This window comes from Allomuricauda sp. ANG21 (assembly GCF_040705235.1).
Classification (GTDB): Bacteria; Bacteroidota; Bacteroidia; order Flavobacteriales; family Flavobacteriaceae; genus Flagellimonas; species Flagellimonas marina.
This window is the reverse complement of record NZ_JBFCVT010000002.1, coordinates 577179-590921: the sequence shown is the minus strand read 5'-3', so window position 1 is coordinate 590921 and position 13743 is coordinate 577179. Positions and strand designations below refer to the sequence as shown.

Sequence of the window (13743 nt, the reverse complement as noted above, 5' to 3'; positions counted from 1 at the left end):
GCCATTAAACTCCTACATTCGCCAGCCATAGAATTAGAAATCAATTATGAAAAGAGCAATCTTGCTGCTATTTGTTATAGCAACCTTATTAAACTGCAAACAAAAAACAGAACAATCTGCAGATGCAGCCATGGAGCCGAAAGGTGCGGACAACATTGCCTACCAATGGAGCGAAATGGCCATCACCGCCACCGCAAACGATACTGAAATGTTCAAACCAAGACCTACGATTACCTCTAGGTTTTTGGGATTGATTTTTGTTTCCATCTTTGATGCGTGGTCCAGATATGATGAAAAAGCAATTCCTGTCTATCTTGATGGTGTGGAAAGACGCCCTTCGGATGAGCAAACCCTTAAGAACAAGGAAATCGCCATTAGCTATGCCGCTTACAGGGCCATGAATGAATACTATTATTCAGACCAAGAGCTTTTTACCAATTTTATGGTGGAGCTGGGCCTCGACCCAAACAACGAATCTTTGGACCCGACCACACCCGAAGGGATTGGAAACTTGGCAGCAAAAGCGGTCATTGAAGCCAGAAAAGGGGATGGAGCCAATCAATATGGTGAGGAAGAAGGTTCCAATGGTGAGCCTTATTTTGATTATACCGGGTACGAGCCTGTAAACCCCGTAGATCAAAACAATGACCCCAACCGTTGGCAGCCCAAATATTTCTCTGACGGAAAAGGTGGAAAATTTGCCCCTGGATGTCTCACTCCTTTTTGGGACAAGGTAGAGCCCGTTTCCTTAAAATCCGGAGACCAGTTCCGCCCAGGTCCTCCTCCAAAAATAGGATCTAAACAATTGGAGGAAGAGGTAAAAGAAGTTATTGAAATGCAGGCCAACCTAACCGATGAGCAAAAAGCATTGGTGGAGTTTATGCGTGATGGACCGCAATCTGTGCAGCAGGCAGGGCACTGGTTAAAATTTGCCCAAGAAGTATCCATTAGAGATGACCATACGCTCGATGAAGACGTGAAAATGTTCTTCTACAACCAAGTTGTGGCCATGGATGCATTTATCGCTTCATGGGACAGTAAAATGTACTATGATTTTGCCCGGCCTTTTGCTTTGGTTCATGAATACTATGACCAACAAAAGATAAAGGCATGGGGCGGCGTTGGCAAAGGCATGGTGGAGATGGATGGCAACCAATGGAGACCGTATTCGCCTGACACCTTTTTATGTCCTCCCTTCCCAAGTTATACCTCAGGACATAGCACCATTAGTGGCGGATGCGCCGAAGCTTTGAAACTATGGACGGGAAGCGATGAATTTGGATCTGAAGTGGAATTGGTTGCTGGTGCCATGACAGAACCAGACAACTTGGGGGATACCGTAACCTTAAAATTCCCAACCTTTAGCAAAACCGCGGAAATGGCCGGGATATCAAGAGTATTGGGCGGCTATCATATTCAAGCGGATAATATTGCTGGTTTGGAACTGGGACGTGATGTGGCCCGAGAGGCTTGGAAGTTTTACAAAAAGCATATTGGAGAAGAAGAACAGATGTAATGCCTAGCTGGAGTTCAACTTCCTTTTGTAGTGCCTTTTTACCAGCTCGTTCTCTGTACATGCAATGGCTTTTTTTAAGGCTGATTGTTGTGCATCAACATGATCTAATTCGCCAAAAAGTTCTGCTTTTATGGCATGGAAAAGCCCTTGTTCCTTAAAATCATGTTTTGATTCAAGGTTTTCCAACTCAATCAACCCCTTTTTAGCACCGTGAACCTTGGCAAAAGGGATGATTCGGTTCAAGGCCAGCATAGGTGAGTAAAAGCGTTTCAATTGCACATCGTACAAGTACAGAATGCTTTTCCAATCGGTTTCTGCAAAAGTTTTTGCCATACTGTGATAGTAGGAGCGAGCTGCTTCCAAATGATAGTCTGACGGGGTTCGGTCCAAGGTTCCTGCATTTTCTAAATGATGTATGCCGATGGAAATCAGTTCCTGATGGTATTTGGAACGATCGTGATGCTCCAAGGTCACCAACTCTCCCGCTTTATCCAATCGAGCATCAAAACGTGAGGCATGAAAACACATCAATGCGATCAATGCATTTAAGTTGGGGTGCTGGCAATATTTGTTCTCCTGAAGCAAAAGGGCCAGTCGCAAGGCTTCATAACAGATGTCCCTTTTAATGATCTGTGCCCCAGAGGTGGCAGCATACCCTTCGGAAAATAGAAGATATATGACCCGTAACACTTGGAACAATCTTGATTGTAGCCCCATTTCCACGGGAATTTTTACCAGTTGTACACCTTCCCTGAACTTCTTCTTAGCCCTAGTGAACGATTTGGCAACCGCTTCTTCTTTTTTCAATAGGGCCTCTGCCAATTCTTTATTGCTAAATCCCCCAATCAGTTTTAAGCTCAAGATGATTTGATATTCTTGTGATAAAGTGGGATGACAGCACGCAAAGATCATTTTCAATTGACTGTCTGATATGGTTTGATCCAATGAAGGGTCAGGGAAATGTTCCACTTCACTTGTTGGATGTAATTCTTCTGCCACTTTGAATTCAACTTTTTTATTTCTTCGCAACACATCGATCATCCTATTGCCTGCCACACGATATAACCACGCGGTTGGATTGTCTGGAATGGATTTATAGCCCCACACCTGCATTGCCTTGATGAAGGTATCTTGGGTAGCATCCTCAATTTGCTCCAGATAGGACGTTCCAAATTTATGGGTCAACAAGGCCACCACTTTTCCGTATTCCTTTCGGAAAAGATGTTCAACGGTGCTGTGGTGGTCTTTTGGCATAGGTTTTAATAAAAACTGGCTTGGTAAGGTCTCCTAAAATGTCATTTCGAACGCCCAGAGGAATGTGAGAAATCTAAAACAATTTCTTTCGCTGGCAATAGACTTCTTGTTTCACTCGAAATGACATCTGGTTTCCAAAAAATTTAGTGTTCCATGGACAGGATTTCCCGCACCTCCACAAAAGCGCCGTCGTAATCAAAAATTGGGCATCCTTTGGAGATTTCAACCGCCTCATCAATATTTTTGGCCGAAACGATAAGATAGCCCCCAACCATCTCTGCACCTTCCGCAAAAGGGCCATTGGTGACCAACTCCCCTCGCTTATGAACTACTTTTCCATCTTTTTCCAAAGGAAGTCCGTCTAAAAGTTTACCCTCTTCCTTTAGTCCTCCCATCCATTGGCCCCAAACTTCCATATGCGCCTGCTTTTCTTCTTGGGAGAGTTTATCGAAGGCCTCATCCCCACCCCTGAACAAATACAAAAAATTACTCATTGGTTTACATTTTTAAGTCCACTCACCGTGAACGGTTATACGTTGTTTTCATTATAAAGACGAAAAATGAAACGCTGATTGGACAAGCTTGATAAATTTATTTAAAAATATCATTTTGCGTCTGGCGTAATGAGCATACTATTTTGGTGACACGAATTGCACAAATTTGCACGAATGATCTTTAGTTCAAAATCTAAGCTGTGCGAAGCATCCCTACTGCCCCATTCTCCAAGCTAATCTCTATCCGGGATTCTTCCCCTCCGCTACGCTCCGGCTCAGAATGACATCCGAGACTTTTACTATTTTTCTGCTTGAAGCACGTTCCAATTAAATAACAATCTCAGAATAATCGCATTTGTCCATTTTTATATTCTTCATGTAGATTCTTGTTCAAACTAGGAAAATTTTTGCCTTTAAAGTAGAGTTGCCTCGCCAATTTGGTCATATCATGGATTTGGGTTGCTATTTTTCCTTCACCACGGTTCCGAAGCCCAAAACGACTGTCATTGATACTCCCTCCGTGGCAATCTTGAATGAGGTGGAGTACCTTTTCGGCCCGATCGGGCATGGCTTTTTTGATCCAATCCGTAAAAATTTGTCCAATGGCTCCGTTGAGGCGGACCACGGTGAACCCAAACGAAAGTGCGCCATGCTCCGAAACGGTTTGGGCCAACTTTAACAATTCATGGCTATTGATGCCAGGAATCATGGGGGCCAGCATGGCATTGACTGGAATATGGTTTTCAGAAAGCACTTTTATCGCTTGCAATCTTTTTTGAAGCGAAGCTGTGCGAGGTTCCAATTTTCGTCGGGTTTTTTCGGATAGGGAAGTGATGGAAATATTGACCCCGACCAATTGATGGGCATTCAACTCCTTTAAAATATCCAAATCCCGAAGAATAAGGGAATTTTTGGTAATGATGCCCACTGGATGCCTATATTTTAAAAAGACCTCTAAGCATTTCCTCGTAATTTCAAACTTTTTCTCAGCGGGTTGATAACAATCTGTGTTTCCTGAGAGCACAATGGTCTGCGCCTTCCAATTTTTATGTTTTATTTTGGTCTCCAGTAATTCTGGTGCCGCTTTTTTCACCAAAATCTTGCGTTCAAAGTCCAATCCGGCACTGTAGCCCCAATATTCATGGGCATTTCGAGCATAGCAATAGATACAGCCGTGCTCACAACCTTGGTAGGGATTCATGGAATACCCCATCCCCACATCGGGGCTGTCCACCTTGTTGACAATCGTCTTTGGAAAAATGGGGATGTATTGGGTCTTGTTGTTCTCTGCCTCTTCCCCTTCCAAACGGCAAAATTCCAAAAAATCCTCCCGCATTTCGTACACATGTTGCAGAAACTTGTTGGGTGTATTTTTTTGGGCACCCCTGCCTTTGAGAAATTCTTTGGGCTTCATGAAATTGGATATATTCCAAATATATGGATTTTATCCAATATACAATATTTGTAAGAAACAAAAAAGGATGTCTAAAAAGTCGGTTTAGTCAACCTGAACTTGTTCCAGGTTCTCACAATAATTTGATTATCCGTATGATGAGATTCTGAATTCCCTTGCCTGCAGGCAGGAATTCAGAATAACATATCTCAATACTTTTTAGACAGCCTCTTTTTTATAGTACTTAGAGAATCGCTATTTCAAGCCAAAATATGTCGCCATAACATTATAGTCTGCGGTGTCCACCCCAGCAGCTTTTAATTCTGCACTAAGGCTTTCTTTGCCACTCTTTGAACCCGAACTGTATTCTATCGCCACTATTCTTACAAAATTATACGTCCCCGGAGCCAGTGTGTTTTCAGGCGAATTATCTGAAAGATTACGGATTGTAACAGCGGCTAACCCTGTTTCCTCGACGTACAAAAAATGAGCATAATCATCACCTGCTATGTCTCCCGGAATTGAAAAGACCCCGGTTACTCCGTTTACTATTCGCACCAAATAGACAAAAATCGCATAATTTGGTAACTCTTGAGAATCAATGGGTATGTCAAAACTAAACTGAGGACCTGTAAAATTATTGGGAATGGCAATATCAAAGCGTTGGACATTCGCGTTGCCATCTGTTCCAGGCTCACCGGGGTCTCCTTGGGCACCTTGTTCGCCTTGGCAGTCCAGCGCATCGTACATGCCATCGTTATTTGTGTCTTCATTGGGTTCGCCGATACCATTTCCATTAAGGTCCCAACAAGCAAGACCAATGGTTCCATTCCCTCCCGATGCACTTTGGCAATCCAAAGCATCAAAATTGCCATCGCCATTGATGTCCTCACTGGATTCTCCGGTTCCATTTCCATTCAGGTCCCAACAACTCAATCCCATTGGACCCTCATCATTAATGACATTCACATCAACTTCTTTTGTACACGACACAAATTGTAACGTCATGGAAAGTATAGCCATAATTAACAATCTAAATATTTTCATCACTTTTTAATTAGGGTTAATAAGATTAAAAGTATGGTCGTACATTATAATTATTAGCCCTTACTTGACCTTAGACCCTTATGACTTGACGTATGCGGTAAAGAGATTTATTTGTCTAAGAAATTGTAAAAAAAAAGAGCCTTCAATTGAAGGCTCCCTTTTGCTGTTTTATCTGTTAGTGGTAATGAAACTTACTTAAAATCTACCTTGACCAACTGTTTTTTACTACCTCGTTTGGCATAGAAAAGCATGTTGTCTTTTTGCTCATTCTTTAAGGGCTTGGATACCATCAAAGGCAATCGGGCTTCTTGCTGGTCTATAATCTTTTCATAGTCCATTTTGCCATTTTCGTCCAAGGAAATCAAAAACACATTACGATTTCGGCTCAGGCCTTGTTTAAAAATTAAGCGTTCGTTATTGATTAACTGGGGATTTTCTGCAGCGGTACAGATAAAGAAATAGGTTTTACCATTCTTGCAGTACGAACTGTAGGATGCATAGGCACCATCGCCTTGGGTAACCTCGGTTTTATTGATGTTTCGCGCCCATTCCATGTTTCCATTGGGGTCCAGTTTTACGCTAACAATATCATTGTGGTGATAGCGTTCGATTCTTACGCGCTGGCCCGCGCCGGTAACTTCAAGTCCGGAAGTAACAAAATACTCTTCTGCATTAAAAAAGATATGTTGATCAGAAGTAACTGAAATTCCCTTAAAGACCAAGTTTTTGATGTCCTTATCTTCCTCACGACCAAATTTGTCTTCCATAAATTGTTGGGAGAATGGGTTGTATTTTCGGACATTGACTTCCAAAGTGGTTGGGTCAACATCAAAATAGGCGATTCCATTGTACCGATTATCCTTTCTATCCGCATAAAACCCTGCACAGACAAGTCTGTTTTTGAACATAATGGGATATAAAGCCTCAGGATATTTTCCAGGGTCAACAAACGATTGGGTCTTGCTTCCATTTTGGGAAATCTGGACCAACTCGTACTGGAACTTTCGCTCATCTACCTGAAAACGCCTCTTTTTAAAATAGGCTTTCCCCACGATGTAAACGGTTTGAAGGTCTGGTGTGATGGCCACATTCTCGAAGGCATAGTTTTTTTCCTCTATTTCATCTGAGAAATCATACTCAAATCGCTTTCGAAGCGATGTATCAAACAAATGGATGATGTGCTTGTTGTCCTTTCCTTTCTTGTGATGCGTACTGATTATGAATCCGGTTTTGTCCTCGTTAAAGAGAATAGCGGTGGTGAATCCATTGGAAAAATTACGATTGTAATAGTTTTTCCCAACAGGGTCGTTTACCTCATCGGAAGCAATGGAAAGCAGCTTTTCTTCCCTAAAATTAAATGCGATGATAGGACTGGTGTGCACCCAATATTCATATTGCCCCCGGTCATAGTTGTAATTTAGAAACAATAGATTCAACTGGCCATTTTTTAGAAAACCATCCACAAAATCCAAGCCTTTAAGCTTGTAATTGTACTCGGAAACCAGTTCTAAGTCCTTGTTATAATGTTCAATGAGATACCCCTTTGGCTTTAAAATAAGACCTTGGTAATAAGCCCTTACCAAAATATAGCCTCCAGAGCCGTCTTCATCTATCGTCATTAGGTTGGAATAGCGATACCGGTCGTGGAATTTTTCACCAAAATCATAGGAAACGGGCATTTTTTGTGCACCCGTTGTCATCCCAATCAATAGGAAGCAAAGTAAAAGTATTTGTTTTTTCATCAGGTCTGGCTTGGTTAAGCCGATGGTCATGACCCAGGGAAATCTGCCTTGCGTTTTTCCAAAAAGGCCGATGTTCCTTCCTTGAAATCATCGGTGCCAAAACAATGGCCAAAGGCATCAATTTCTACGGCATAGCCATCAGCATCATACTTAAAACCAGCATTTACGGCTTTTATTGCATGTTTTATGGCCACAGTGGAATTATTCGATATCCTGCTCGCAATTTTAACGCAAAGCGCAAGTAACTCTTCTGGAGACACCACATGATTCACCAATCCATAGGCAAAGGCTTTATCGGCATCAATCATCCCAGCGGTCATGATCATCTCCATGGCCCTTCCCTTACCAATAAGCTGTGGCAAGCGTTGGGTTCCACCATAGCCGGGTATAACGCCCAAGGAGACTTCGGGCAGTCCCATTCTGGCATTGGTGCTCGCCACCCGAAAATGACAGGCCATGGCCAGCTCCAGCCCCCCGCCAAGGGCAAAACCATTAATGGCGGCAATAACCGGGGTGCCTAGACCTTCAATGAGGTTAAACAGGTTTTTTTGGCCCATTGCGGACAATTGGCGGCCTTCTTTTATTGAAAAATCAGCAAACTCGGCAATATCTGCCCCGGCCACAAAGGCCTTTTCACCACTCCCTGTTACGATGATTACTTTGGTCTCAGGGTCCTCATCCAATTCCTTAAAAGCCACATTAAGCTCCTCAATGGTTCTTTTATTGAGGGCGTTCATTTTCTCAGGCCGATTGATTGTGATGGTGGCAATGTTGTTTTCTTCTTCTATGTAAATGTTTTCGTAATTCATAGGTGTATTTGACAGATTTAATTTGTCTTTACTATCTAGTTAAATGTAAGCCTTTACAATTTCATTACGGTTGCTTTCAGTTTCAATGAACTTTTAGGGGTGTTCTGTCATTTTAAACGCAGTGAAAAATCTCATGGTAGATTTAAAATTATGAGATTCCTCGTCACTTCGCTCTGTCGGAATGACGCAGTACCCCAAAAAGAATCTCATTCTTTTGGAAACCGAATGGTGAATACGGTTCCCTTTCCTTCCTTTGAAGTAAAAGTAATGGTTCCTCCATAGTTTTCCACAATGTTTTTTACCATTCCAAGCCCCAAACCAGTACCGCTGGATTTTGTAGTAAACTTGGGTTCAAAAACCCTATGCTTGAATTCATCTGATATACCTATTCCATTGTCCGCCACAGAAATTTTAACGTGTGGCCCTTCAGTGGCCACAGTGACCAAAATCCGTGGAAACTCTACTTCGGGAACTGCCTGAATGGCATTTTTTACCAAGTTGGTGATTACCCGGATAAGCTGGGTTCGGTCTAATTTGGCAATGATTTCTTCTTCATCAGCTATAAAATGAATGTAATCCTCATTGAAAATCTCCAAGGCCAATTTTACGATCTTCACTACGTTCAAGGTCTCATTTTGTTGTGCAGGCATATTGGCAAAACTTGAAAAAGCCGTGGCAATATTGCTCATGGTGTCTATTTGTTGAATCAGGGTCTTGGAAAACTCATTCACCTTGGTCTGAATGGCCGGATCATCTGGGTCGAATTTGCGTTCAAAATTTTGAACGGTCAACCGCAAAGGGGTCAATGGATTCTTGATCTCATGGGCAACCTGTTTGGCCATCTCCCGCCAAGCCTGTTCGCGCTCACTTCTTGCCAGTTTTACAGCACTTTCCTCCAATTCATCAATCATGCGGTTATAGGAATCCACCAATTTTCCGATTTCCTCACTGGGGTTTTTAATATGGATTTTTTCATTTTGCAGCGTAAGATTGGTTCGGCTCATTTTATCAGATATCGTCTGCAAGGAACGAGTAATGTATTTCGAAATAAAATAGGCCAAAAGTATGGCCGAGAGTAACATGACCAAGTACACACCAGCCAACCGCCACAAAAACTCCTTTAGTTCATGATTGTTAAAGGAGTTGTCCTCAAAATAAGGAAGGTTCATAATCCCTATAGGCTTGAACTTTGGGTCGTTGATGTAGGTATAGGAAGCTTGATAGTTGTCCCCAGCGGCGTGTTGTTCCTCTACATATCTTTTCTCGCCACTATCCCTGAGAAAATTAAGCACATTTGCATCCAAACAATTGGAAATGGAATCAGCCTCAAAACTCGGTCTTGAGCTTTTAATTAAGTTTCCTTCAAGATCGTAAATATTGAAATTAACGTTTTGGACATCAGCTATTTTATAAATTTCATCTTTAAAGATAAGGCCCAGATTCTCTGAATTCACTGGATAGGTCGTCTCCCTAAGCGTGTATGAGATACTTTGGATTACCTGCTCCTCTTTGCGCTCCAATCGGTTTTCGTGATAATCCCTTGCTTGTTCATTGTATTGGTAAATGGTTACTCCAGCAATCAACACCGAAGCAATGACCACCAACAGGATCATGGTGAAAAATATTCGAGATCGTAAGGAGAGTTTACTGAGCAATCTTAGCTGATTTGAGATAAAATTACACAATTATCAAGCCAAATGAGGCACAAGGGCAAGTTCAAGTTTCAAGTTTCAAGCTCAAAATTAGATTCATACTTATTTGACTGAACTTGCGCTTGAAACTTGAACTTTCTTAAGCATCTGGATTTTTATCGCGAATACGTTTATAGAGTCGGATACCGAGCATTAAAAGAATCGCCAACGCAAAAATGCCAATAACGCCGTAAATCCAATTGAAGGCATTTTTGAGGATTACCAAAAAGACCACCGCAAAAAGGATCAACGTAGCCCCTTCGTTCCATATCCGCATAAATCTGGAAGTGTATTTGACCTCATCCCGCTGTAATTGTTTGAATATTTGGTGGCATTTAAAATGATAGCCGAACAGTAGCGCAACAAAAGCCAACTTTACGTGCATCCACGGTTGCTGCAGCCAAGCAGGCATCAGCACCAATAACCAGATGGCAAAAACCGTGCACAAAATTGCGGATGGCCAAGTGATGATGTACCACAACCGTTTGGTCATCAATTTTAACTGGCCGCTCAGAATTTCTTTATCGGGTGATGGTTTTTGGGTTGCTTCAATATGGTAAATGAACAATCTGGGAATGTAGAACAACCCTGCAAACCAGGTCACCACAAAAATCAAGTGCAACGATTTAATATACGCGTACAGCAATATACTCTGTTTTAAATTTTACATTCGGATGGCGCCGATACCATTTTCCCAAAGTTTGTTGTTGAAATTGGGAATATCGGTGTTCATCAACGTTAGGGCACGTTGTCGTAAACCTACCCACTGGGCGTCCAATTCCTTTTTTCTATCCTTTGAGGGCTTGTTGATCTTTGGCAATGCGCTGTTGCTATGATTCGCCAAAAACAGGTACTCGGCAGTAAACTTGTTGGGAAAGTTCTCCACATCGTCATACGCTTGTGATTTACGCTGCACCATATCTTCGTCCCATGTCTTTAACTTAGTTAAAAGTACTTTCCCTTCTTCTTTGAGCGATTCACTTTCCAAATCTTCCAAAAGCTCTTTCAATTGTCCCTGAACTTTGAACAATGTATTTACTTTTTGGTGCATTTCCGTCAAATTGGTTTCCACCTCGGTCATAAACGCATCGTGCTCCTTGTAGTTTTCAAGCGTTACATTCACATTCGGGGTTGGAACTACGTTTCCTTGAGTAGTTACGATTTCGCCACCTGCTTTTAAGCGTAGGGTATACGTTCCCGGAGGGACTTTGTGTCCCGTAAAATCCGCCTCAATATACACGTTTGGGATTCCGGGAACTATCGGTGTCTTTAAATCCCAAACAAAGCGGTTCAATCCTTTGTCCGTTCCCAAAATTGGTGCTGGAGGAGCCCCACCCCCGTTATGCGGCACATAATCCTCATCCTTTTTTGAAGTAAAGCTGCGAACTATTTTACCCTGTTCGTTCAAAACCTCCATGGTGATTTCTGCACTGTCCATTGCTTTGGGCAAATTGTAGTATATCACCATGCCATTGGCCGGGTTTACCCCTTCATACGGGTTGGTGCCATCAACCTCTTTTGAGTTACTGTTCAACGGACTGCCCCAAGAGCCGTAAATAGCATCTTCTGGAGAATACAACTTCAGCCCATTTGGGTTAGATGTGTATTGCGACAAGGTGGTGATATTGTCCAAAATCCAAAACGAACGCCCGGATGTAGCTACAATCAAATCGCCCTTATGCACCTTCAAGTCGGTGATGGGCGTTTTGGGCAAATTCAATTGTAAGGGTTCCCAATTTTCACCATCGTTCCATGAAACGTACAGTCCTTTTTCTGTTCCAGCATAAAGTAGTCCTTTGCGTTCTTGATCTTCTCGAACCACTCGCGTAAACGAACCATACGGAATCCCTGCACTGATGTTCGTCCACGTTTTTCCATAATCGGTACTCTTGTACAAAGCTGGGGTATAGTCATTGAACTTATAGCGAGTTGTTGCGATATAGATAGTGGCTGGGTCATGCGGCGATACCTCAATGGCATTGATCAAACACTCCTGTAATCCTTTTGGGGTGATATTTTCCCAAGTTTCCCCACCATTTTTGGTCACATGGACCAAACCATCGTCACTTCCTGTGTACAAAATGCCTTTCTCATGAGGCGACTCAATGATGTAGGCCAACGTTCCGTAATTTTCAGCTCCCACGGCTTCATTGGTATACGGTCCGCCACCTTTTCCTTGTAGTTCATCTTGATCACGGGTCAGGTCCGGTGAAATTTCTTCCCAAGTAATGCCATTGTCTCTGGTACGAAGTACCAACTGAGCACCGTGATAAAACGTTCCGGGTTCGTGTTGCGACCAGATTATGGGTGCATTCCAGTTGTAGAGGTATTTCATGTCCCGCGCATCACGACCCAAATACTGGATGGGTACAGCCATAACGTTGGTAGACATTTTTGATTCCATATCCAATAGCTCGATGGTTCCCAAATAACTGCCCCCCATAACATATCTTGGGTTATCCGGATCAAAGCCCAAAAAGGCACTTTCCCCACCAGCGGAGTAATGCCAATCTTCCAAGGTGATGCTCCATCGACCCACGGAAAGGCTAGCTATTTTAACTGATGTGTTGTCCTGCTGTCCACCATAAATGTTATAAGGGAAAAGGTTGTCTGTACTGATGCGATAAAACTGAGCCGTGGGCATATTTTCCTGTAGGGTCCAATTCTCTCCATAGTTGAACGTAATGGTTGCACCGCCATCATCGGCCATGACCATGTTTTTGGAATTATCAGGGTTGATCCAAAGATCGTGGGTATCCCCGTGGGGCACGTCGATGGTCTCCCAGGTTTTTCCGCCATCTTCAGAACGGAACATTGCGGCACTCAACACATAAACCGTATCCTCATCATTGGGGTCGGCAAACACTTCAATATAATACCAAGCCCGTTGCACCAAACGATTATCACCACTGACCATGCTCCAGCTTTTGCCTGCGTCATTGGACACAAAAAGCCCACCTTTGTCCGCATTGGAATCGCTTTCAATTAGGGCGTACACTTTATTGGAATTGGCGGAGCTTACGGCAATGGCCATTTTTCCTTTTTCTTCGGGCAATCCGTTGGTGAGTTCTTCCCAAGTGTCCCCACCATCGGTACTTTTGTACAATCCGCTTCCCTCGCCACCACTGATCACGATATTGGGTTTACGTTGATGCTCCCACATGGCAGCATATAATACCAATGGATTTTGGGCGTCCATGGACAGTTCAACAGCTCCCGTACCTTCATCCACAAAAAGGATATTCTTCCATGTTTTTCCTCCATCAAGCGAGCGATACACTCCACGCTCTTTATTGGGCCCATACAATGCTCCTTGAGCAGCTACATATACCACATTAGGATTGGTAGGATGAATAATGATCCGGGAAATATGCTGTGTTTTTTCCAGTCCGAGTTTAATCCAGGTCTTACCCGCATCGTTGGATTTATACATTCCATCTCCATACGAAGTCATCACACCTCTGGGAGCATGCTCTCCCATACCGCAATAGACAATATTTGGGTTTGATGCTGAAACAGCTACCGCTCCTACGGAGCCCATTTCAAAAAAGCCATCGGAAATATTGTCCCAGTGGCCCCCAGCATTGGTGGTCTTCCAAAGTCCACCTCCGGTAGTGCCCATATAATAGGTCAATGGGTCGCCAACAACACCACTTGCAGTTACCGAACGCCCTCCCCGAAACGGACCAATGTTCCTAAACTTCATGGGCTTAAAATACTCGTTCGCGGTCTGGGCAAGGGCCAAGGTTCCGCAAAACGCACATAAAAGAAAAAATATTTTTTTCATGGCTGCCATT

At 43.0% G+C, this 13743-nt stretch carries 10 protein-coding genes; 1 reads left to right on the top strand and 9 read right to left on the bottom strand.

The genetic code is table 11. From position 1 onward, the window contains the following. Nucleotides 1-46 precede the first annotated feature (46 nt). Nucleotides 47-1516 (top strand): vanadium-dependent haloperoxidase, encoded by a 1470-nt coding sequence (locus AB1A65_RS05000; RefSeq protein ID WP_366586243.1) that lies wholly within the window; start codon nt 47-49, stop codon nt 1514-1516. Between the two features lie 3 nt (nt 1517-1519). Here AB1A65_RS05000 and AB1A65_RS04995 read toward each other — a convergent pair whose 3' ends face one another. The 9 genes from AB1A65_RS04995 to AB1A65_RS04955 form a co-directional block, all read right to left on the bottom strand. Further along, the gene (locus AB1A65_RS04995) at nt 1520-2770 is read right to left on the bottom strand and encodes a sigma-70 family RNA polymerase sigma factor (RefSeq protein WP_366586241.1); all 1251 of its coding nucleotides are present in this window, start codon (nt 2768-2770) and stop codon (nt 1520-1522) included. A gap of 143 nt (nt 2771-2913) precedes the next feature. Continuing rightward, the gene (locus tag AB1A65_RS04990) at nt 2914-3264 is read right to left on the bottom strand and encodes a YciI family protein (RefSeq protein ID WP_366586239.1); all 351 of its coding nucleotides are present in this window, start codon (nt 3262-3264) and stop codon (nt 2914-2916) included. A 340-nt stretch (nt 3265-3604) separates the two neighbouring features. After that, the gene (locus AB1A65_RS04985; protein ID WP_366586237.1) at nt 3605-4678 is read right to left on the bottom strand and encodes a PA0069 family radical SAM protein; all 1074 of its coding nucleotides are present in this window, start codon (nt 4676-4678) and stop codon (nt 3605-3607) included. 234 nt (nt 4679-4912) lie between these two features. Then, nucleotides 4913-5704: a hypothetical protein gene (locus tag AB1A65_RS04980; protein ID WP_366586235.1), complete on the bottom strand. Its 792-nt coding sequence runs from the start codon at nt 5702-5704 to the stop codon at nt 4913-4915. A gap of 191 nt (nt 5705-5895) precedes the next feature. After that, nucleotides 5896-7446 (bottom strand): hypothetical protein, encoded by a 1551-nt coding sequence (locus AB1A65_RS04975; RefSeq protein WP_366586233.1) that lies wholly within the window; start codon nt 7444-7446, stop codon nt 5896-5898. Between the two features lie 26 nt (nt 7447-7472). Then, nucleotides 7473-8255 carry an enoyl-CoA hydratase-related protein gene (locus AB1A65_RS04970; protein WP_366586231.1) on the bottom strand — a complete coding sequence of 261 codons (783 nt, stop codon included), beginning with the start codon at nt 8253-8255 and terminating at the stop codon, nt 7473-7475. Nucleotides 8256-8461: 206 nt separating this feature from the next. Continuing rightward, entirely contained in the window at nt 8462-9868 is a 1407-nt protein-coding gene (locus AB1A65_RS04965; RefSeq protein ID WP_366587067.1) for an ATP-binding protein, read from the bottom strand. A gap of 178 nt (nt 9869-10046) precedes the next feature. Further along, complete coding sequence (locus tag AB1A65_RS04960) at nt 10047-10592, bottom strand: CopD family protein (protein WP_366586229.1); 546 nt, start codon at nt 10590-10592, stop codon at nt 10047-10049. An 18-nt stretch (nt 10593-10610) separates the two neighbouring features. Next, nucleotides 10611-13733, bottom strand: coding sequence for a glycosyl hydrolase (locus AB1A65_RS04955; protein ID WP_366586227.1), 3123 nt, complete (start codon nt 13731-13733; stop codon nt 10611-10613). Between the last annotated feature and the right edge of the window lie 10 nt (nt 13734-13743).